The sequence below is a fragment of the Aeromonas sp. 6P genome, from assembly GCF_051919525.1.
GTDB classification, from domain to species: domain Bacteria; phylum Pseudomonadota; class Gammaproteobacteria; order Enterobacterales; family Aeromonadaceae; genus Aeromonas; species Aeromonas veronii.
The window spans coordinates 1,689,809-1,711,423 of sequence record NZ_JBQBEO010000002.1 but is presented as its reverse complement, the minus strand read 5'-3'; the positions used below and the strand labels follow the sequence as shown (position 1 = coordinate 1,711,423).

Genomic DNA, 21,615 nt, shown 5'->3' with positions numbered 1-21,615 from the left:
CTTGAGGTCAGTAGAGTTGATGGCTGTCGCGCTTGATGCGGGCACGGTCGAGCTTGCCGCGTACCACCCGATAGACCCAGCCGGTGTAGCCCAGGTTGACCGGCATCAGCACCAGCACGAGGCCGAACATGATGGCCAGGGTCTTGTAGCTGGAGGTGCTGTCCCACAGGGTCAGGCTGCTGACCGCATCGAGGGATGAGGGCAGCACGAAGGGGAACAGGGCGATGGCCACCGAGCAGAGCATGGCGGCGCAGGCGATGGCGCTGGCCAGCAGCGCAATCCGGCCCCGCTCCAGCCAGGAGGCAATCCCGCTCACCAGCGGCGCCAGCGCCCCGATGATCGGCACCAGCCACAGCAGCGGATAGTCAAAATAGTTGCGCAGCCAGCCTCCGGCGTGGGGGATCACCCCCTTCATCAGCGGGCTGATGGCAGCATTCGGGTCAAAAGGTTGTGTGCCGACACCGATCAGCTGAAACCCTTGCAGATCCACCAGATGCCAGCCGGCCAGCAGGTAGCAGAGGGTCACCAGCGGGGCCAGCAGGATGGCGATCCCCCGTGCGCGCAGCGCTGGGGTGCCGGTCACCTTGGCTTGCAGAAAACCGGCGCCGTGCAACAGCAACAGGCTGATGGCAGTGGCCAGCACCGAGAGCAGCCAGCCCCAGTGGAAATCGAACGCGCCATAGTGCAGACGCAGCGCCGTGTCGAAGCGAAACGGCAGCCCCTCCATCACCAGACCGATAGCCGCACCGAGGATGAGCGCCGGTATCAGGCCACCGGCCACCAGCGCCCGATCCCACCAGCGGCGCCAAACCGGATCAGCCAGCTTGCTGCGATAGTCAAAACCGACCGGACGCAGAAAGAGCCCGAGCAGCAGCACCACCATGGGGATGTAGAGCCCCGAGAAGGCGGCGGCATAAACCAGCGGCCAGGCGGCGAACAGGGCACCGGCACCAGCAATCAGCCACACCTGATTGCCTTCCCACACCGGCCCCACGCTGTTGATCACCAGACGGCGGTCGTCGTCATCTTTCGACACCACCGGCAGCAGCATGGCGATGCCGAGATCGAAGCCATCCATCACGATAAAACCAACCATCATGAAGAGCACCAGCGCCCACCAGATGAGTTTCAGGGTTGCGTAATCCATCAGGCGATCCTCGCAAGTTCGGGTTGTTCACCGCTGTAGCGGCCGGTATGGAGAATGGCGGGCCCCTTGCGGATCACATGGCGCAACAGGAACAGCTCCACCACCAGCAACAGGGTGTAGATGGAACAGATAGCGATCAGGCTGAACCAGAGTTGGCCCGGCTGAAGCAAAGAGACCGAGGCCGAGACCGGCAGCACATCGCTGATGGTCCAGGGTTGACGGCCGAGCTCGGCCACCAGCCAGCCAGCCTCGATGGCAATCCAGGGCAGCGGAATGCTCCAGAGCAGGGTCTTGAGCAGCCGTGGCGAGTCTTGCAGCCGGTTGCGGCAGAGCTGAACAAAGCTCACCACCATCAGCCCCAGCATGGTGACGCCAAGCCCCACCATCACCCGAAAGCCCCAGAACAGCGGTGCCACTGGCGGGATGGAGTCATCGACCGCCTTGGCAATCTCTGCCTCACCGGCCTTGGCGATATTGCTGGCATAGGGGGTTAGCAGCATGCCGTAGCCGAGATCCTTGCCATGCTGCTCGAAGCGAGCGCGGTTGGCCGGGGTGTCATCGCCCCGCCGGATCTGGTCGAGGGCCTCTGCCGCTACCATGCCGCTGCGAATGCGCGCCTCGTTCTGCACCTTGATATCCTTGAGGCCGGTCACCGCCTCGTCGATGGAGCGGGTGGCGATGATCCCCATCAGATACGGGATCTTGATGGCGGCGTGAGTGGTCTCGGCAGTCTGATCCGGGAAGCCGAACAGGGTAAAGGAAGCTGGCGCCGACTCGGTCTCCCACTCCGCCTCGATGGCGGCGAGCTTCACCTTCTGCACCTCGCCGGTGCGATAGCCCGACTCATCCCCGAGCACAATGACCGAGAGAATGGCTGCCAGCCCAAAGCCGGAGGCAATAGCGAATGAGCGCAGGGCAAACTGCACTTCCGTCTTGCGCAGCAGATACCAACTGCTCACCCCCATCACGAACATGGAGGCGGCCACATAGCCCGCCGCAACGGTGTGAACGAACTTCACCTGCGCCACCGGGTTGAACAGCACGGCGGCGATATCCACCAGCTCCATCCGCTGGGTCAGCAGTTTGAACTCGGCCCCCACCGGGTTTTGCATCCAGCCGTTGCCGATCAGGATCCACAGTGCCGAGAGGTTGGAGCCGAGCGCCACCAGCATGGTCACCAGCAAGTGCTTGCCGCGGGAGAGCTTGTCCCAACCGAAGAAGAAGAGCCCCACCAGGGTCGATTCGAGAAAGAAGGCCATCAGCCCCTCGATGGCCAGCGGGGTACCGAAGATGTCCCCCACATAGTGGGAGTAGTAAGCCCAGTTGGTGCCGAACTGAAACTCCATGGTGATCCCCGTGGTGACCCCCATGACGAAGTTGATGCCAAACAGTTTGCCCCAGAAGCGGGTGATGTCCTGATAGATCACCTTGCCGGTCATCACATAAGCCGACTCGGCGATCACCAGGATCCAGGACAGCCCCAGCGTGAGGGGCACAAACAGGAAGTGGAACAGGGCCGTGGCGCCAAATTGCAGGCGAGACAGGCTGACCACGTCATCCGGATTGATCATGCGTCACTCTCTTTTGTTGTATTTGCCTTGCACGTTTCGTGCGTGACAAGTACATCACGGAGCATGACACCTATAACAGATGCAGTTATATTGAATTACACCTATAACAGTTGATCCAGGTCATGTCCCTTTACCAGCAGTTGGCCGACCGCCTGCAAAGCCAGATTGACGATGGTATCTGGCAACCGGGGGAGCGCATCCCCTCCATTCGCCAGAGCTGCAAGACCCACGGGCTCAGCCCCATGACCGTGCTGCAGGCCTATCAACTGCTCGAAAGTCAGGGGCGGATCCTCGCCCGCCCCCAGTCCGGCTACTACGTCAAAGCCGCTTCGCCGCAGGTCGTGCAGCACACGCCGAGCCAGACCCACTACAGCGGCTCGGTGGATATCAACGATCTGGTGTTCGAGGTGTTGCAGGCGAGCAAATCGCGGGATCTGGTGCCCCTTGGCATGTCGGTGGCCGATCCGACCCTGTTCCCCCATCCCCAGCTCGGGCGGGCGCTGGCCAGCTGCATGCGCAAGCTCGATCCCTTCAGCACGGTGGCCGACCTGCCCCCCGGCAACGAAGCGCTGCGCCGCGCCATCGCCCAGCGCTACGCCAGCGACGGGGTGGCGGTCAATCCGCAGGAGATCATCATCACCACCGGCGCCATGGAGGCACTCTCCCTCAGTCTGCAGGTGCTGACCGAGCCCGGTGACTGGGTGGTGGTGGAGTCCCCCACCTTCTATGGCGCCCTGCAGGCCATCGAGCGGCTGAAACTCAAGGCGGTGGAGATCCCGGTCATTCCGGGGGTAGGCATCGATCTTGACCTGCTGGCCGACGCCCTCAGCCAGATGCCGATCAAGGCGTGCTGGCTGATGGGCAATGTGCAGCACCCGCTGGGCCACACCATGCCGGATGGTCACAAAGCGCGGCTGATGGAACTGCTCAACAGCCATGGGGTGCCGCTGGTGGAGGATGACGTCTATGCGGAGGTCTACTTTGGCCGCGAGCGCCCCAAGCCGATCCGCCACTGGGATCAGCGTGGCGACAGCCTGCTCTGCAGCTCCTTTTCCAAATGCCTGGCGCCGGGTTTTCGGGTCGGCTGGGTGGTGGCGGGGCCCCATGCCGAGCGGGTGCAGCGGCTGCAGCTGATGTCCACCCTCTCCACCAATGTGCCGAGCCAGCTGGCGCTGGCCGAGATGCTGCGCCAGGGCGGAGTCGATGCCCACTTTCGCCGCCTGCGCCACACTCTGGCCCAGCGCCAGCAGCAGATGCGGGCAGCCCTGCAACGGCTGTTGCCGGACGAGGTGCGGATCTCCTCCCCCGATGGCGGCTACTTTCTCTGGCTGGCGTTGCCTGCCCATTTTGACAGCCGCGCCCTGCACGCCAAGGCTCTGGGCAGCGGTTTTTCAGTAGCCCCCGGCGCGCTCTTTTCCAGTCAGGGGCAACACAACCACTGCCTGCGCCTCAACAGCTCCCATCCCTGGAGCGAGCAGCTGGAGCAGGCCCTCACCCGGCTGGCGGCACTGATTGCCGCACAGCTCAGTGAAAAGTAACGAGGCAAAGAGCCGCTGGCGAAACGAACAAAGGCCCGCAACGGGCCTTTGTGGTTGGGGAGTGACGCGCCCTGGCTCGCCATCAAAAACTGATCATCTGGCCATGATCTGCGACTGCACCTTGAAGCCCAGCGCCTCGTAGAGCGCTTGGGCGCGCTCGTTGAAGGCCATCACCTCCAGCCGGATTTGCTGAGCATCACGGGCCTTGGCCCACTCATCGCAATGGGCGATCAGCGCCTTGCCAATCCCGCGGGAGCGGTGCTGCTCATCCACCACCACCGAGCCGATGCGGCAGATCGGCGCACGGGTGAGAAACGGCACGCTCTCATTGATGTCTATCCGCGCCGTCAAAAAGCCCACCACCCTGCCATCCTGCTCGGCAACGCAGAACAGACGCCCTTCTGCACCGATGGCGCTCAGCAAAAACTCCCGCTCCTCTGGCGAAGGGGGGCAGAACACCTCGGGATAGTGCTGATGGTGGATCTCTCCAATCTGCCGGTTCAGCTCGACAATCGCGTCGATATCCAGTTCGGTTGCCTTGCGTATCTCCAACGGTTGCTCCTTGCGAAAAGGTGATGGTCCTGCGCCATCTTAGGGGCTGTGCTCAGCAATCCAAATAGGCTCATCCGCATCTTTTGACGGGCAGCAGAAACAACAACGCCCCTTGAGCGGGGCGTTATCGGCAATCCATGGCGATGAGGGGTATCAGGCGGGGGCGTTAAGCTGGGCCACCTGCCGCTCGATGCTCCCCTTGAGGTTGTCATCGAGTTTGAGGGCGCGCGCCAGCTCGTCGAGATAACCGCGCTCCATAAAGTGATCCACCTCGATGGCAAGCAGGGAGGCGAGATAGACCTCGGTGGCCAGCTCCATGTCGGTCACTTCCCGCGCCAGCGCGTGGGGATCGAGGGGGCGGGCCAGCTCGGCGTCAATCCAGCGGGCGACATCGCTCTGACCCTGTTCGGTCAGGTACTCCTGAATTTTCTGGCGCTCGGCGCCGTCGATATGGCCATCGGCCCGGGCCGCAGCCACCATGGCGCGCACCAAAAGCGCCGCGCGGGCATCCAGCGCATTGCCTTCCAGCCCACTGATGGGATGAGTGGGCTGGGCTGGCGCCGACTGCTGGGCCTGCCAATCCTGATAGAGCTTGTAGGCCAGCCCGCCAAGGGCTGCGGCGCCGCCCACGGCAGCGGCCTTGCCACCATATTTGCGCACTTTTTTATTGCCCAGCAGCAGACCGAGCGCACCGCCGGCCAGCGCCCCCTGCATCTGCCCCTTGCGCTTGTCTCCGCCTTCGTTGAGCCAGCCTTTGCCAGCTCCCAGCAACTGTTCCAGCATCTGTTTCATGGTGTCACTCCTGCGGCTATGTTCCCGTCGATAGAGCCAGATAGTGACCCCGCCCCCCTGAATCGGGGATGAACCCTTGACCGGGCAGGCCGATGGGGCAAAGCTCAGGGAAACCCTTCAGGCAATAAGGATGTAACTGTGCCAAATCGCGAACTGACCCTGCAATTTCTGGCCGAACCCTCCGACGTCAATTTCGGCGGCAAGGTACACGGCGGCATGGTGATGAAGTGGATCGATCAGGCGGGCTATGCCTGCGCCGCTGGCTGGTGCGGCGGCTATGCGGTGACCGTCTATGTGGGGGGGATCCGCTTTTTGCGCCCCATCCAGATTGGCCAGCTGGTAGAGGTTCACGCCCAGGTGATCCACACCGGCACCACCAGCATGCATCTGGCGGTGGATGTCTACAGCCGCCACCCCACCGAGACCGAGCGCCACAAGACCACCCACTGCATCATCATCTTCGTGGCGATGGATGAGCAGGGCAAACCGACCCCGGTGCCCCAGTGGCAGCCACTGAGCGAGAGCGATCTGCAGTTGCAGCAGTACGCCAAAAAGCTCATCGCCCTGCGCGAGGAGATCGACAAAGAGATGCGCCAGCACCTGTGACCTTCATGCCTCACAGCCCGACAGAGCGGGCGCTTTCGGCCAACGGCGGCGCCCCTGTATAATCCCCCCTCTTCCCGCAACCGGAACCCTGCCCATGTCACTGGAAACTGCCCCGCCCGAGGTGAAACTCGCGGTGGATCTGATTGAACTGCTGGAAACCAACCAGCTGGCCCCCGAGCTGGTGCTGGCGGCGCTGGCCATCGTCAAAAATGACTACGAGCGCAAGCTGGCGGAGGGGAAGGATCACTGATCCCCCCGTTTATCTTTCCGACTTCAGTTTTCCCCATACCACAAGTTACTGCGGCCCCATCACCTCGTCACAGAGGGCGATCAGGGCCGAACTCAAGTGGCTAAGCGGTTCGCCCCCATCCTTTGCCGCATGGAGCGCCAGCTCCACCGGCGCCACCTTGGGCCACTGGGTCAGGGCCAGCTGATCGGCGGGCATCAGCCGTTTGGGCAGCAAGCTCACCCCGATCCCCGCGCTCACCGCCCCCTGCAAACTGGCAAGGCTGGCGCTGACATAGGCGATCCGCCAGCGCCGACCCAGACCATCGAGCGCCTCGGTCATCTGCTGGCGATAGAGCCCTTCGCTCGGGAAGGCGACCAGCGGCAGCGGATCACGCCCCTTCGCTGGCCAGTCGCGACTATCGACCCACACCAGCGGCTCACGCCAGCTGGCGAGCGGCGAGCCCTGTCCGCGCACCTGTTTGACCAGCGCCAGATCCAGCTCCCCCGCCGCGAAGCGCTGCCAGATCTCGTGACTCAGGCCACTTTGCACCTCCAGCCGCACCTCGGGGTAGTCGCGGGCAAAGGCGGCCAGCACCGGGGTAATGGCGCCTGCGGCGAAATCCTCCGGCACCCCGAGGCTGAGCGATATGCTCCCCTCGCTCACCTGCTCCTCGGCCTGTGCCAGCAGCGCCAGAATGCGGCGGGCCAGACCCAGCAATTTTTCTCCCTCCGCCGTTGCCACCACCTGCCGACCGGAGCGGTCCAGCAGCGGACAGCCAAGCTGCTGCTCAAGGCGGCGGATCTGCTGGCTGATGGTGGATTGGGTCAGATGGACCCGTTCACCGGCGCGGGTAAAGCTGCCGGTGTCGATAATGGCGACAAAACTGCGCAGTAACAGGGGATCCAGCATGGGGCACTCCATTTACAAAACCACTGAAGCCCATTCTATCATTTAATTTCCAAATGACTTTCGAGCCCGCTAGGCTGACGCTTTTGCCTCCTTTAGACGGTGATCAGCCATGTTCAGCCTCGATGACTCCGCGTCCCGAGTGCCCCCTGTCTCTCCCAGAACCGGAAACTGCACCCGATGAATCAACGAAATACGGATCAACCCGCAGGCCAGACTGCCCTGCTGGTGCTGGTGATCCTGACTGGCCTTAACCTGCGCCCCTTTCTTACCGCCATCGGCCCGCTGAGCGGCGAGATTGGCCGCGCCCTGTCGCTCGGGATGGATACCCTGGCCTGGCTCACCCTGCTGCCGCTGTGGCTCATCGGGATTGGTGTGCTGCTCACCCCCAGCCTGCGTCGGCGCGCCAGTGCGTGCCAACTATTGGGGGCGGCCCTGCTGCTGCTCGGCATTGGCAGCGCCATCCGCTTCGATGCCCAAAGCGGCAGCTTGCTGATCGCCAGTGCTGCGCTTTGTGGATTGGGGTCGGCACTGGTGCAGGGAGTGCTACCGGCGCTGATCAAGCAGGCCTTCGCCCACAAGGTACCGCTGGTGATGGGGATCTTCTCCGCCTGCATGATGGGGGGCGGAGCACTGGGGGCCAGCCTCACCCCAAGGCTGGCGGCGAGCCTCGACTGGTCGCGGGCACTGGCGCTCTGGAGCCTGCCGCTGCTGCTGGCCCTCGTCTGGCTAGGGTGGAAAGTGCGTCTGCCACGGGCCGCCGCGGTCGCCATTCCCCACGGCGAACAGCGGCTGATTGCCTTGCCCCGCAGTTGGTTGCTGATCGTCTGCTTTGGCATCATCAACAGCGGCTACGGCATCGTAGTGGCCTGGCTGGCCCCCGCCTATATGGCGCAAGGGTGGAGCGCCGCACAGGCGGGCGAACTGGTCGCCTGGCTGGCACTGGCGCAGACCGCCAGCGGCCTCGGCCTGCCGCTGCTGGCGGCGCGCAGTCTGGATCGGCGGCCGTGGATGGGGCTTGCCATCGCCATGCAACTGGCGGGATTCGGCGGCCTCTGGCTGGCGCCAGCCAGCGCCCCCATTCTCTGGTGCATGCTGTGCGGCGCCGGTCTTGGCGGCAGTTTTTCGCTCATCATGGTGATTGCGCTCGATCACCTGCCAGACCCGCGCCGCGCGGGCACCCTGAGCGCCCTGATGCAGGGATTCGGCTTTATGCTGGCCGCCACCGGCCCCTGGGTGGCGGCGCGGCTCTATCACTATGTGGGCGACTTTGCGGCCGCCTGGCTGTGGCAACTGGGAGGATTGCTGCTGATGAGCCTGCTGGTGCTGCGCCTCGACCCGCGCCACTATCCCCGCGTTATGCGGTTACCGACCGCCAGCGAGCCGACCATCTCGGCGCCCCTCCCAACCAGCTCTGCTGCCCAAAACAACACACCGGCCTGAGGCCGGTGTGTTGGGGATAACAGTGCTGGGGGTGACAAGACGAGGCTGACACCGCTCAGGGGAGCAACTCAGCGCCCCTTCTTCTGCCGTCCTGTGTTAGCGGTGCGCGGCTTGCCAGCGGCCGGTTTGCCACCCTTGGGTGCCCCTTTGCCTGCACTGCCCTTGCCAACACCGCCCTTGTTGGCTGCACCTTTGCCCGCGCCCCCCTTGCCCACCGGCAGCTTCTTCTCGAAGGCTTCCGGGCCCGGCACATTGGGACGCCCGCCAATCTCGTGATCGTCATCGCGGCGCGGCTTCTTGCCCTGCCCCGGCTTGGCGCTTTGCGCCGCAGGAACCTTGGCCGCCTTGGGCTTGTCGCCTTTGGCCGGTTTCACCTCGGAGGAGGAGTCCTCAATCAGCTTGAACAGATCGATCAGCTCGTCGTCGGTGAGATCGCGCCACTCGCCTACCGGCAGCCCCTTGAGGCTGACGTTCATGATGCGGATGCGCTCCAGCTTGGTCACTTCAAAACCGAAGTGCTCGCACATCCGGCGGATCTGGCGGTTCAGTCCCTGCACTAGCGTGATGCGAAAGACAAACGGCGCCTCTTTCTTCACCTTGCACTTCTTGGTCACAGTACCGAGGATCGGCACCCCGGCCGCCATGCCGCGCACAAACTCGTCGGTCACCGGCTTGTCGACGGTCACCAGATACTCTTTCTCGTGATCGTTGCCAGCCCGCAGGATCTTGTTGACCAGATCGCCGTGGTTGGTGAGGAAGATCAGCCCCTGCGAATCCTTGTCGAGCCGCCCGATGGGGAAGACCCGGGTGCTGTGGTTGACGAAATCGACGATGTTGTCCTTCTCGCCCGCCTCTGTGGTACTGACGATGCCCACCGGCTTGTTGAGGGCGATCAGCACCAGACTGTCCGCCTCGCGCGGCTCGATCACCTGACCGTTCACCTTGACCAGATCGCCAACCTGCACCTGATCACCGATCCCGGCCCGCTTGCCGTTGATAAAGACGTGGCCCTGCTCGATAAAGCGGTCGGCCTCGCGGCGCGAGCAGATACCACTCTCGCTGATGTATTTGTTCAGGCGCATGGATTCGTTAGCCAGCATGAGTCACCTGCCACAGGGTCTGGGCCACGCCCGGTTGTGCCATCGCCTGTTCCGGCTGCGCCGGAGAGGCTGTCTGCTGCATCAGCCAATTCACTACGTCAAAGTTCTGCATACCATTCCATCTTCAAAAAAGGCCAATGCCAGCTTATCCATCAAAAAACGCCGCTACAGTAGCATAATTGCCCCCTCTCAGGGGCAGATAGTTGCAGAGTCGCAGCGCCCAAGCGGGCATCCGAGGACAAGTTCACGCCGCCAGATGGCCCGCGATGCAGCCTTCGAACGGCCAGCCTGATGCCAACGGCGGGATTAGGCGCCCACAGCCAGCGCGGACGAACGCCATCAACTATACATATCACCTTGTTTCTATTAGGCTTTAAGCCGGTTGGCAGCGCCTTGGATGCTGCGCCAAACTCGCCCGCCCAGAGGCGGCCCCATCTCTATCGCCAAGGATTGCACCATGCTGGCTCACACTCGCCGCCTTGTTCGCCGTGCTCTGCTGACCCTGTTGCTGCTGTTGCTGACCGCATGGGCGGTGATCGCCTACTTCGCCTGGCAGGCAGCGCCGCTGCAGCTGTGGCACACAGTGGTGCCCCCCGAACTCAGTGCCGATGAGCTCGATCGCAGCGACTGGCAAGCCTATCTGGCCCGCGAAGCAGAGCTGTTCGAGCTGGTGGCCACCGAGGTAGTCGCCAAGACACCGCCGGAGCAGCAACTGGCCAGCAATCGCTACCATCAGGACGCGCCCATCAATCCCGCCCGCTTTCAGCAGAACTGGAACCGCTCCTACCTGCTGCGCCCCGAGGGGGAAGTCAAAGGGGTAGCGGTGCTGCTGCACGGCCTGACCGACTCCCCCTACAGCCTGCGCCATCTGGCCAGACGCTATCAGCAGCAGGGCTTTATCGCGCTGGGGCTGAGGCTCCCCGGCCACGGCACTGTGCCCGCTGGCCTCGTGGATGTGGATTGGGAGACCTGGCTGGCCGCCACCCGACTGGCGGTGCGGGAGGCCAGATTGCTGGCGCCGGGCAAGCGGCCGCTGCATCTGGTGGGCTTTTCCAACGGCGGCGCGCTGGCGGTGAAATATGCGCTCGATGCGCTGACCGACCCGAGCGGCACGCTGGCAAAACCGGATCGGCTGGTACTTATCTCCCCGATGATCGGGGTGACCCGCTTTGCCCGCTTCGCCGGGCTCAAGGCCGTGCCTGCCCTGCTGCCCGCCTTTGCCAACGCCGCCTGGCTCGACACCATGCCGGAGTTCAACCCGTTCAAGTACAACTCGTTTCCGGTCAACGGCGCGCGCCAGTCCTACCGCCTGACCCACGCCATCCAGCAGCAGGTGCGCCAGCTGGCCGCCAGTGGCGAGCTGGCGGCGTTTCCCCCCGCACTCACCTTCCAGTCGGTGATGGACTACACCGTCAGCACCCGCTCCATCATTGCCGATCTCTACCACTACCTGCCGGCCAACGGCAGCGAACTGGTACTGTTTGATATCAACCGCAACACCCTGTTTGGCCCGCTGATCAGCTCGGCCTCCGAGCTGGCGCTGCACCGCTTGCTGCCAAACGCCCCCGGACACTATCGCCTCACCGTGGTGGGCAATGTCGAGCCAACCGCCCCCGCAACGCAGGCCAGAACGCTGGCCAGCGCCGACCAGCCTGAGCAGGTCCGCCCGCTGGGTATCGATTATCCCAAGGAGATCTACTCCCTCTCCCATGTGGCGCTCCCTTTCCCGATGGACGACCCCCTCTATGGCATGGCAGCGCGCCCGGAGCAGCGGGAGCAATACGGCATCAATCTCGGCGGTCTGGCCCTGCGTGGCGAGCGCGGCGTGCTGATCGTCAACCCCGGCGCCCTCACTCGCACCTCCTCCAACCCCTTCTACCCCTATCTGCAGCAGCGGGTGATGGAGACCCTCACCGCCCCTCCCGTCGCCCGACCTGCCGCTGTAACCCCTGCCAGCAGCGGTCAACCTGATGCGGCCTATCAGGCCGAGCTGGAGCAGTTTTTACAGGAGAGCGACGAGAGCAGCGCGCCTTTCTAGGGCGTTTCTGCCACATCGGCCAAGCGGCCGACTTGCTTGGCGCGATAACGATACAAGAAAGGGGCCGTCAATTAACGGCCCCTTTCTATTGATGATGGCGATGGGAGTGATGGCTTGGTGGGCTCAGGGATAGATGCTGACTTCTATCAGGTTCTGGTCCGGATCGAGGAAATAGAGTGACTCTGATAGGTGTTGCACCGTCAGGCGCCGCGCCAACCCTGTCAGGGATAGATGCTCACTTCTATCAGATTCTGGTCAGGGTCGAGGAAGTAGATGGATTCTATCGGCCCGCAGGCGCCACTTTTGGTCACCGGCCCCTCGACAATTTCCACCCCGTGGCAGGCAAGCTGGGCCATCACCTGCTCCAGCGGCCAGCGGGTGATAAGGCAGACATCTCCCGACCCCACCTGCGCCCGGTTGCGCGGCTCCTGCCCCAGCAGTTGCAGATTGATCTTCTGGTTGCCAAACCCTACCGCCCGGCGCCCCGCTCCGAAGGTGATGGCCTCCATATTGAGCACCGAACTGTAAAATTCCACGGCCCGTTCGATATCACTGACCGTCAATACCAGATGGTCGATATGGCTGATCATGGTTACCTCCTGGTGGTGATCTGGCTGATGTGACCGGCATATACCCGCAAACATCCGACTGTTGCCGCCACGGCGGGCTACCCCATCATACCCGGCAAGGGGAAGCCCATGTGTGCCGTGGCGCGCAAAGCGAGCGCAAATGTTCTGGTCAGATAAATTCGCGTTACTGCACCGCAGCGCACGCTTTGTCACGCTGGGCCAGCAGGGCTTCATCGTCACTGTCCATCGCAGCCAGAATCGCCTGATTGCAGGCACGCTCCGCCAGCTTGGCAGGACTCTGTTTGGCATCCCCGATTTCGGCGATAAGGGGCCGATAACTGATGGCCGCCGAGCAGTACATGGTGCGAAATTTGGGCAGTTGCCAGCTGCTGTCATCCTGCCGGGTCAAGTCATCGCACAGCTTGTGAAACAGGGCGGACGCCTTGACCGTGCACTGGCTAAAACGCCGAACATCCTGCTCGTAGGAACGACAAACGCTCGGCTGCTGGATCTGCCACAGCTGAAAAGAGAACGGGACCGACTCCCCCTCATACTGCACCACCAGCGTCTTGGCCTCGGTGCCATAGATATCCGCAACCTGCTGCTGTACCAGATTGAGATAAGCCGAAAAAAGATAGGAAACCGGATCCATCACCACCTCCCTGTGGTTCTCACTGCCGGGCTTTATTACCGAAAACCGGGGCGATTTTCAAACGAGTAACAGGCGACAACAGCTTACTGATTTGGTTGGAAAAAATGATACTCTTCTCGCCACCCACATGTACAACGTTCAAGGCTAAAGTGCGATGCAACAATGCGGTATTTATGAACAGCTCATTACTCAACTGCTGACATCTCGACTCGACCGCGAGCGCTTTTACGTAGGGGAACGCCAGCTTGAACCTGCCGAAGCGGCAGTTTGGTTATCCAGATTTCTGAGCCGAGTTTTGGAATATGCGGTGGGTTCGGTAATTGGAGAGGATCAGCTGCAACGGCAGATTGAGCTGGCTAACCAGTTATTGCTTTGGCTAAAGGATCGCACCCAAGACCCAGACTTTATTGGCGAGAACCTCATTGATAGTCAGGGAAAAATTCTGACAGCGCTCTACCAGTTGGATAACCCCATCTCAGCCAATTTAAAGCAATATGCCGAGGATATTTTCCCTCTGACCGGACTGACACAAAGTGAGCTGTTCTGCGGCAGCAATGCGGGTTTGTCGATGGAGTCGGAGATTAAACGGGAGATATTATCTGCAGATAGCATCTGCTGGCTGGTCTCATTTATCAAATGGGCAGGTATCCGTATTTTCCGTCATGAGCTGGAAGAGTTCACCCGCAGCGGCCGCCAATTAAAAGTAATTACTACCTCTTATATGGGGGCAACCGACGCCAAGGCAGTTGAATTTTTAGCCAGCCTCCCCAATACCGAAGTCAAACTCAGCTATAACACCCAGCGCGAGCGGTTGCATGCCAAGAGTTATCTCTTTTGCCGAAATACCGGCTTTCATACCGGCTATATAGGTTCATCCAATCTCTCTCACTCTGCCCTCACCAGTGGCTTGGAGTGGAACCTAAAAATCACCTCGCAAGAGATCCCTCATATTATCGAGAAATCCCTGAGTACCTTTGAGACCTATTGGGAATCCGATGATTTTGAGCTGTTCGATGGCAAGCTCGGAAGCCGCAAGAAATTACAACATGCCCTGCAAGAGGCCCGTGGCGATGGGGACAAAAATAACCCGACCTATTTCTTTGATATCGCGCCGTTTCCTCATCAACAGGAGATCCTTGAGCAATTGGCGATGGAGCGCACTTTACACCAGCGCTTCCGTAACTTGGTGGTTGCGGCCACCGGTACAGGGAAAACCCTGATCTCCGCTTTTGATTTTGCGCGTTTTCTGAAAACCAAACCCGACGCAAAGTTCCTGTTTGTCGCCCACAAAGAGGAGATCTTGCGCCAAGCATTAGCCTCGTACCGCGGTGTGCTCAAGCAATCCAATTTTGGCGAACTCTTGGTCGGCGGTGCCGTGCCTACTCACTACCGTCAGCTATTTGCCTCGGTGCAATCATTGAATAACCAGCTGGCTAATTTACGTCTTAGCCCAGACTATTTCGATTACATCGTCATCGATGAGGTTCACCATATTGCTGCGGTCAGTTATCGTGGTCTGCTCGCCGCCTTTGAACCTCACATTCTGTTGGGATTAACCGCAACGCCAGAGCGCCATGATGGCGGCGATATTCTCGCTGATTTTTGTGGTGTCATCGCAGCGGAGATCCGCTTGCCAGAGGCCATCAATCGTCGCCATCTCTGTCCGTTCCAATATTTTGGTATCGATGATGATACTGACTTGCGCCAAGTGACTTGGAAAAATGGTCGTTATGACATCACAGAGCTCACCAATATCTACACCCATAATCAACAGCGGGTACAGAAAATAGTCCAAAGCCTCTATGAGATCGTCACCGATATTACCAAGATCAAAGCGCTGGCATTTTGTGTGAGCCGCGAACATGCCGATTTTATGTGCAAGGCATTTTTATTGAAGGGCATCAAGGCTGACATCCTCACCAGCGATAACCGAGACGAGCGCCATAGCAAACAACAGAATTTGCGTACCGGCGTTATCAATATTCTCTGCGTGGTGGACATTTTCAACGAAGGTGTCGATATCCCGGAAGTCGATACCTTGCTGTTTTTACGACCAACGGAAAGCCTCACTATTTTCTTGCAGCAATTAGGGCGGGGCCTGCGGCTGGCGAACGATAAAGAGTGCTGTACCGTGTTGGATTTTGTTGGCAATGCTCGCGCGGAGTATGACTTTGCCCAGAAATTCCGGGCTCTGGTGGGTAAAACCAATAAAGCGATCAGCCACGAAATCAAACAAGGCTTTCCCCATGCCCCATTGGGTTGCCGTATCGAACTCTCAAAACAGACCCAAGAGTTAATTCTGAGCAATATCAAGAAGGCGACGCTCAATACCTCGCGGCTCATGGGCCTGATCCGCCGTTTCTCACAGGATTGCGATTTACCGCTGACACTGGCGAATTTTTTGAAGTTCTACCCTCACATCAGCCTTGAGGAGATCTACAAGCGCGGCAATTGGAGCACCTTGGTCAAACAGGCCCGCAACCACACTGTTTCTGAAATGAGCGATGAGAAGCTGTCGACCCTCTACACCCGGGCCATCAAAACCCGGCTATTGGGCTGCGATGCACTCAATTACTTGAACTTCTTACAAACCTTGGTGGAAAGCGCCTTTACCTTAACGGCTGAGCACGATGAGCGGATGGCCTTGATGTGCCATTACGACTTCTGGCAACAGAGCGGCCCCACTGCAGGCTTTAGCTCCTTGGCGCACAGCCTGAAACAACTCAATCAACCAGAGTTAAGGGCCGAGCTGGCAGATCTGTTGCCCATGCTGATCAACCGGGTGCAACACGAACAAAGCGCCATGCCAAACCTCCCCGGTAATCCACTGCAACTGCATGCTCGCTATGCCAGAGAGCAGGTGCTGGTTGGCTTTGGCGCGACCACCTTCGCGCAGCAACCCACGGCTCGCGAAGGGGTCTATGTCATCGCAGAGCAAAATATCGAGTTGCTGTTCGTGACCTTGAACAAAACGGAACAGCACTTCTCCCCCACTACCCGTTATCACGACTACGCCATCAACGAGTCGCTGTTTCATTGGCAGAGCCAAAACAGCGCTCGCCCAGAACGGGGTAAGGGGCTGAGTTACATAAACCACAGAGCAGAAGGTAAGCGCTTGTTTCTGTTCGTTCGTGAGCAGAGCAAAGATGAATTTGGCCGCACCCTTGGCTTTGTGAACTTTGGTGAGGTGGAGTACGTATCCCACACTGGCAGCCAACCGATGAACATTAAATGGCGTCTCACTACTCCGATGCCGCCATTTATGTGGAAAGAAGCCGCCAAACTGGCTGTTGGTTAGTAAGGCTTCTCACCCGGTGGGGATATGGCGCAAAACCCACCGGATTCTGGCCCAAAACCCCGGCTAAATTATCCAGTTGCATAATAACCATGCGGCCTTGCGGTTGTTTAACTGGCCCTAACGTCAGATAATACCGCCCGCCTTCAAACCCCGATAACCCGACTTTCAGTGACGGTAATTGATGACTGAGTACCTGCTTTTATTGATCGGCACCGTGCTGGTTAACAACTTCGTGCTGGTGAAATTCCTCGGCCTCTGCCCCTTTATGGGGGTCTCCGGCAAGCTGGAAACCGCCATCGGCATGGGGCTGGCGACCACCTTCGTGATGACCCTCGCCAGTGCCAGCTCCTATCTGGTGGAGCACTATATCCTGCTGCCGCTGGATATCGCCTATCTGCGCACCCTCGCCTTTATTCTGGTGATCGCCGTGGTGGTGCAGTTTACCGAGATGGTGGTGCGCAAGAGCAGCCCGACCCTCTATCGCCTGCTGGGGATCTTCCTGCCCCTCATCACCACCAACTGCGCGGTGCTCGGGGTGGCGCTGCTCAGCATCAATGAGCGACACGACTTTATCCAGAGCGTGATCTACGGCTTTGGCGCCGCCACCGGCTTCTCGCTGGTGTTGATCCTGTTTGCCGCCATGCGCGAGCGTCTGGTCGCCGCCGATGTGCCCGCCCCGTTTCGCGGGGTGTCGATTGCCATGATCACCGCCGGTCTGATGTCGCTGGCCTTTATGGGCTTTACCGGCCTTATCAAGATATAACCATGATCCATATTCTCTTTGCCATTCTGGTGCTGACCCTGCTGGCGCTGGCGTTCGGGATTATCCTGGGCTTTGCCGCCGTCAAGTTTCATGTGGAAGCAGACCCCATCGTCGATCAGCTCGATGCCCTGCTGCCCCAGACCCAGTGTGGCCAGTGCGGCTATCCCGGCTGCAAACCCTACGCCGAGGCGGTTGCCAACGGCGATCAGATCAACAAGTGCGTGCCCGGTGGCGAGGCCACCATGCGCAAGATTGCCGATCTGATGGGGGTCGAGCCCCAGCCGCTGGGGGGCAGTGACGAGGCCGCTGTGCCGGTCAAAAAGGTCGCCTTTATCCACGAAGATCAGTGCATCGGCTGCACCAAGTGCATTCAGGCCTGCCCGGTGGATGCCATCGTCGGCGCCACCAAGGCGATGCATACCGTGATTGCCAACGAGTGCACCGGTTGCGATCTCTGTGTCGATCCCTGCCCGACCGACTGCATCGAGATGATCCCGGTGCCCACCACGGTCGATAACTGGAAGTGGGATCTCAATAACGTGCATGTTCCGGGCAAGATTCCGGTCAAGATAGTGGAATAAACAGCGGAGCAACCATGCATTCCTTACTCGAACGTATCAAAGCCGGCACGCTCTGGGACTTTCACGGCGGCATTCACCCCGCCGACAACAAGCTGCAATCAAGCCAGAGCCCGGTGGTAGACGCCGGTCTGCCGCCGCGCCTCATCATTCCGCTGCGCCAGCACGCAGGCCCCGCCGGCGATCTGCTGGTGCAGGTGGGTGACAAGGTCAAGAAGGGTCAACCGCTGACCCGTTATGCCAGAGGGCGGGTGGTGCCGGTGCACGCCTCCACCTCGGGCACCATCACCGAGATTGCCAACCATACGGTCGCTCACCCTTCGGGGCTTGACGATCTCTGCGTCATCCTCACCCCCGATGGCGAGGATAAGTGGGGCGAGCTCGATGGCAAACCCGATTACTGGAATCTGGAGCGGGGCGAACTGCTCGAGCGCATCCAGCAGGCAGGGGTAGCGGGCCTTGGCGGCGCCGTGTTCCCGACCCACAGCAAGCTCGACGGCCGCGGCCAGCTCACCGAGATCCTGATCGTCAACGGGCTGGAGTGCGAACCCTATATCACCACCGACGATCGGTTGATGCAGCAGTACGCCGACGAGATCATGGATGGCATCCGGGTGCTCAAGCATCTGCTCAAACCGAAACTCACCCTGATCGGGGTGGAAGACAACAAGCCCGAGGCGATCGAGCAGCTGACCCGCCACGCCACCGATGAAGATGTGCTGGTCAAGACGGTGCCGACCAAGTACCCCTCGGGCGGTGCCAAGCAGACCATAGAACTGCTCACCGGCCGTCAGGTGCCCAAGGGGGGCCGCGCGGTCGATATCGGCATCATGGTGCTCAACGTCGCCACCGTGTTTGCCATCAAGCGCGCCATTATCGACGGCGAGCCGCTGATCGAGCGGATCGTCACCCTTACCGGCGACAGCTTCAAGAAGCCCGGCAACGCCTGGGTGCGCCTGGGTACGCCGGTGCGCTGGCTGTTGCAGCGTTTCGAGCTGCAACCGGAAGCGGAGCAGCGGGTGATCATGGGTGGCCCCATGATGGGCTTTACCCTGCCCCACGCCATGGTGCCTGTGGTCAAGGCCACCAACTGCCTGCTGGCACCGACGCAGGCCGAGCTGCCCGCCCCCGGCCCGGAGCAGCCCTGCATCCGTTGCAGCGCCTGCGCCGATGCCTGCCCGGCTACCCTGCTGCCGCAAGAGCTTTACTGGTACAGCCGGGCCAAGGAGTATGACAAGGCCGAGAAGCTCAACCTGATGGACTGCATCGAGTGCGGCGCCTGCGCCTGGGTCTGCCCCAGCGAGATCCCGCTGGTGCAGTACTACAAGATCGCCAAGGACGACATTCGCGAAGCCCGCGCCGAGGCCGAAAAAGCCGAGCGCGCCAAGCAGCGTTTCGAGGCCAAGCAGGCCCGCTTCGAGCGGGAGAAAGCGGCCCGCGAAGCGCGCCATGCCGAAGCCGCCGCCCAGCGCCGTCAAACCATGACGGCCGCAGGCGGCGAAGATCCGGTGGCAGCGGCCCTTGCCCGCATCAAGGCCAAGCAGGATGCCCCCATCACCGCCATTGCCGCCACCGCCGAGGGCTTGCCCGACAACAGCGCCGTGATTGCCGCCCGCGAAGCCCGCAAACGGGAAGCGGAAGCGCGCCGCGCCGCCAAGCTGGCCGAGAGCGCAAACAGCGAAACAGCCGCTGCGCCGCAATCCGCCGAGGCGGTTGACCCCGCCAGCGATCCCAAGAAAGCAGCCATCGCTGCCGCACTGGCGCGCGCCAAGGCCAAGAAAGCCGCTCAGGCAGGCGAGAGCGCCGAGCCTATGACTGCCGAAGCCGTTGCTGCGCCTGCGGTAGATGCTGATCAGCAAAAGGCAGAGGTTGATCCGAAAAAGGCGGCGATTGCCGCCGCCATCGCCCGAGCCAAGGCCAAAAAGGCCGAGGCGAATGGTGAACCGGTAAGCGCTGCCAACGGCACGGCAGCCGAGGTCAACACGCAAGATGACGCCCCTGTCGATCCCAAGAAAGCTGCAATTGCTGCCGCCATCGCTCGTGCCAAGGCCAAGAAGCTGGCCCAGCAGGGTGACAGCGCTGAGGGCGATCTGACTACAAACGCAGGCACCTGCGAATCCGCTGCAACCCAAAGCGATGCGCCATCTGCGGCCAGCGAAGCGGTCGATCCCAAGAAAGCCGCTATCGCTGCTGTCATTGCCCGCGCCAAGGCCAAAAAGCTGGCCCAACAGGGCGAAAGTGCCGGTGCTGAAGGTGCGCAGAGTGAGCCTACTGCCAGCGCGGAGACCCGCGACGATACAGTAGCCAAGAGCGAAGTAACCACCAGCCAAAGCGATACGGCTGCAAGTGAAGCGGTCGATCCCAAGAAAGCCGCTATCGCCGCAGCCATCGCCCGGGCCAAGGCCAAAAAGCTGGCCCTGCAGAGCGCAAGTACCAGTGCTGAGGTAGAAAATGCAGGTGCTGGGGTAGAAAGTGCCGGTACTCAGGTAGAGAGTGCCGGAGCTGAGGGTGAGCGCGCACCGACTGAGCCGATGCAAACCGATGCGGCCAGCAGTGAGCAACCACTTGCCGTCACTGCCGGGCCTGAAGCGAACGCCCCTGCGGCTGATGCCCCGGTTGATCCGAAAAAAGCGGCCATTGCAGCTGCCGTGGCCCGCGCCAAGGCGAAGAAGCTGGCGGCCGAGGCAGCCAGAGCCGCAGAGACCGCCGCTGAAGATGCCCCGTCAGCCGACCGAACAACCACAAGGTAATCGACAGACTCATGTTCAATATTGCGACTGCGCCGTTTGCCCATAACCGCAAACAGACCCGAACCCTGATGCTGCTGGTGATCCTGGCCTGCGTGCCGGGCTTGCTGGCCCAGACCTGGTTCTTCGGCTGGGGCTCCTTTATCCAGATCCTGCTGGCGCTGGTGACCGCGCTGCTGTGCGAGGCGCTGGTGCTCAAGCTCCGTGGCCGCGCCATCAAGCCTGCCCTGATGGATGGCAGTGCGGCGCTCACCGCCGTGCTGATCGGTCTCTCCCTGCCGCCGCTGCTGCCGTGGTGGATGCTGGTGGTGGGCACGGCCTTTGCCATCATTATCGCCAAACACCTTTACGGCGGACTGGGCCAGAACCTGTTCAACCCGGCCATGGTCGCCTATGTGCTGCTGCTGGTCTCCTTCCCGGTGCAGATGACCAGCTGGCTGCCGCCGGAGAGCGTGCGCGCCTACAGCCTCGGCTTTGGTGATGCGGCGTCGGTCATCTTCACCGGCTTTAGCCTCGACGGCTACAGCATGGCCCAGCTCAAGCAGGGGGTGGATGGTCTCACCATGGCGACCCCCCTCGATACCCTGAAAACCGGCCTGACTCAGGGGCTCACCACCGGCGAGATCCTGAGCGGCCCGCTGTTCGAGGGTTGGGGCGGCATCGGCTGGAGCTGGGTCAACCTCGGCTATCTGCTGGGCGGCCTGTTCCTGCTGCTGCAGAAGGTGATCAACTGGCGCATTCCGACCGCCATTCTGGGCTCCCTGCTGGCGGCCTCCACCATCGGCTATCTGGTGAGCCCGGATGCGACTGCCACGCCCATGTTCCATCTCTTTAGCGGCGCTACCATGCTGGGGGCCTTCTTTATCGCCACCGATCCGGTCAGCGCCTGCACCACACCGCGCGGCCGACTGGTCTATGGCGTGCTGATCGGGGTGCTGGTCTACATCATTCGCCGCTTTGGCGGCTATCCGGATGCCTTCGCCTTCGCCGTGTTGCTGGCCAACCTTTGTGTGCCGTTTATTGACAGCCTGACTCGCCCGAAAGTGTATGGAGCTCGTCGCCAATGATGTTTCTGCCCTTTTCCCC

19 protein-coding genes are annotated in these 21,615 nt (G+C 61.2%); 10 read left to right on the top strand and 9 right to left on the bottom strand.

Going from position 1 to position 21,615, the window contains the following annotated elements; all coding sequences use genetic code 11:
* Positions 1-7 precede the first annotated feature (7 nt).
* Both cydB and ACTG2J_RS08140 read right to left on the bottom strand, forming a co-directional pair.
* A complete protein-coding gene (gene cydB / locus ACTG2J_RS08145) occupies positions 8-1,147 on the bottom strand; it encodes a cytochrome d ubiquinol oxidase subunit II (protein WP_113738690.1) in 1,140 nt (379 codons plus the stop codon).
* Positions 1,147-2,718 (bottom strand): cytochrome ubiquinol oxidase subunit I, encoded by a 1,572-nt coding sequence (locus ACTG2J_RS08140; protein WP_439845793.1) that lies wholly within the window; start codon positions 2,716-2,718, stop codon positions 1,147-1,149. The genes cydB and ACTG2J_RS08140 overlap by 1 nt, the downstream gene beginning before the upstream one ends.
* Before the next feature lie 122 nt (positions 2,719-2,840).
* On the opposite strand from ACTG2J_RS08140, the gene ACTG2J_RS08135 reads away from it, so the two are divergent.
* A complete protein-coding gene (locus ACTG2J_RS08135; RefSeq protein ID WP_439845792.1) occupies positions 2,841-4,256 on the top strand; it encodes a PLP-dependent aminotransferase family protein in 1,416 nt (471 codons plus the stop codon).
* A 93-nt stretch (positions 4,257-4,349) separates the two neighbouring features.
* Here ACTG2J_RS08135 and ACTG2J_RS08130 read toward each other — a convergent pair whose 3' ends face one another.
* Both ACTG2J_RS08130 and ACTG2J_RS08125 read right to left on the bottom strand, forming a co-directional pair.
* On the bottom strand, positions 4,350-4,808 hold the full coding sequence (locus tag ACTG2J_RS08130) for an N-acetyltransferase family protein (protein ID WP_439997369.1): 459 nt from the start codon (positions 4,806-4,808) through the stop codon (positions 4,350-4,352).
* Between the two features lie 153 nt (positions 4,809-4,961).
* Complete coding sequence (locus ACTG2J_RS08125) at positions 4,962-5,600, bottom strand: tellurite resistance TerB family protein (protein WP_005347072.1); 639 nt, start codon at positions 5,598-5,600, stop codon at positions 4,962-4,964.
* A gap of 138 nt (positions 5,601-5,738) precedes the next feature.
* Between ACTG2J_RS08125 and ACTG2J_RS08120 the strand changes: the two genes are divergently transcribed.
* Together ACTG2J_RS08120 and rsmS are read left to right on the top strand one after the other, a co-directional pair.
* Positions 5,739-6,206, top strand: coding sequence for an acyl-CoA thioesterase (locus ACTG2J_RS08120; RefSeq protein ID WP_041208541.1), 468 nt, complete (start codon positions 5,739-5,741; stop codon positions 6,204-6,206).
* Between the two features lie 94 nt (positions 6,207-6,300).
* On the top strand, positions 6,301-6,456 hold the full coding sequence (gene rsmS / locus ACTG2J_RS08115) for a pleiotropic regulatory protein RsmS (RefSeq protein WP_005359642.1): 156 nt from the start codon (positions 6,301-6,303) through the stop codon (positions 6,454-6,456).
* Between the two features lie 45 nt (positions 6,457-6,501).
* On the opposite strand, the gene ACTG2J_RS08110 is transcribed toward rsmS, so the two are convergent.
* Positions 6,502-7,344 carry a LysR family transcriptional regulator gene (locus ACTG2J_RS08110; protein WP_439988794.1) on the bottom strand — a complete coding sequence of 281 codons (843 nt, stop codon included), beginning with the start codon at positions 7,342-7,344 and terminating at the stop codon, positions 6,502-6,504.
* Positions 7,345-7,521: 177 nt separating this feature from the next.
* Between ACTG2J_RS08110 and ACTG2J_RS08105 the strand changes: the two genes are divergently transcribed.
* On the top strand, positions 7,522-8,784 hold the full coding sequence (locus ACTG2J_RS08105; protein ID WP_439988796.1) for an MFS transporter: 1,263 nt from the start codon (positions 7,522-7,524) through the stop codon (positions 8,782-8,784).
* 68 nt (positions 8,785-8,852) lie between these two features.
* Here the strand turns inward: ACTG2J_RS08105 and rluF are convergent, their stop codons facing one another.
* Entirely contained in the window at positions 8,853-9,884 is a 1,032-nt protein-coding gene (gene rluF / locus ACTG2J_RS08100) for a 23S rRNA pseudouridine(2604) synthase RluF (protein WP_439988797.1), read from the bottom strand.
* The gene (locus tag ACTG2J_RS08095) at positions 9,874-9,996 is read right to left on the bottom strand and encodes a hypothetical protein (protein WP_265177348.1); all 123 of its coding nucleotides are present in this window, start codon (positions 9,994-9,996) and stop codon (positions 9,874-9,876) included. The genes rluF and ACTG2J_RS08095 overlap by 11 nt, the downstream gene beginning before the upstream one ends.
* 345 nt (positions 9,997-10,341) lie before the next feature.
* Between ACTG2J_RS08095 and ACTG2J_RS08090 the strand changes: the two genes are divergently transcribed.
* Positions 10,342-11,922, top strand: a complete 1,581-nt coding sequence (locus ACTG2J_RS08090) for an alpha/beta hydrolase (RefSeq protein WP_439997368.1) — start codon at positions 10,342-10,344, stop codon at positions 11,920-11,922.
* 221 nt (positions 11,923-12,143) lie between these two features.
* Here ACTG2J_RS08090 and ACTG2J_RS08085 read toward each other — a convergent pair whose 3' ends face one another.
* The gene (locus tag ACTG2J_RS08085) at positions 12,144-12,512 is read right to left on the bottom strand and encodes a VOC family protein (RefSeq protein ID WP_043825666.1); all 369 of its coding nucleotides are present in this window, start codon (positions 12,510-12,512) and stop codon (positions 12,144-12,146) included.
* A gap of 163 nt (positions 12,513-12,675) precedes the next feature.
* Entirely contained in the window at positions 12,676-13,143 is a 468-nt protein-coding gene (locus tag ACTG2J_RS08080) for a hypothetical protein (RefSeq protein ID WP_110302933.1), read from the bottom strand.
* Between the two features lie 154 nt (positions 13,144-13,297).
* Here ACTG2J_RS08080 and ACTG2J_RS08075 point away from each other — a divergent pair, with 154 nt between their 5' ends.
* The 5 genes from ACTG2J_RS08075 (at position 13,298) to rsxD (ending at position 21,596) form a co-directional block, all read left to right on the top strand.
* Positions 13,298-16,441 carry a DUF3427 domain-containing protein gene (locus ACTG2J_RS08075; protein ID WP_439997366.1) on the top strand — a complete coding sequence of 1,048 codons (3,144 nt, stop codon included), beginning with the start codon at positions 13,298-13,300 and terminating at the stop codon, positions 16,439-16,441.
* A 181-nt stretch (positions 16,442-16,622) separates the two neighbouring features.
* Entirely contained in the window at positions 16,623-17,204 is a 582-nt protein-coding gene (gene rsxA, locus ACTG2J_RS08070; RefSeq protein WP_005337600.1) for an electron transport complex subunit RsxA, read from the top strand.
* Positions 17,205-17,206: 2 nt separating this feature from the next.
* Positions 17,207-17,785, top strand: coding sequence for an electron transport complex subunit RsxB (rsxB, locus tag ACTG2J_RS08065; protein WP_040067826.1), 579 nt, complete (start codon positions 17,207-17,209; stop codon positions 17,783-17,785).
* A gap of 14 nt (positions 17,786-17,799) precedes the next feature.
* Positions 17,800-20,532, top strand: coding sequence for an electron transport complex subunit RsxC (gene rsxC / locus ACTG2J_RS08060; protein ID WP_439997365.1), 2,733 nt, complete (start codon positions 17,800-17,802; stop codon positions 20,530-20,532).
* An 11-nt stretch (positions 20,533-20,543) separates the two neighbouring features.
* On the top strand, positions 20,544-21,596 hold the full coding sequence (gene rsxD, locus ACTG2J_RS08055; protein ID WP_439997364.1) for an electron transport complex subunit RsxD: 1,053 nt from the start codon (positions 20,544-20,546) through the stop codon (positions 21,594-21,596).
* Positions 21,597-21,615 lie beyond the last annotated feature (19 nt).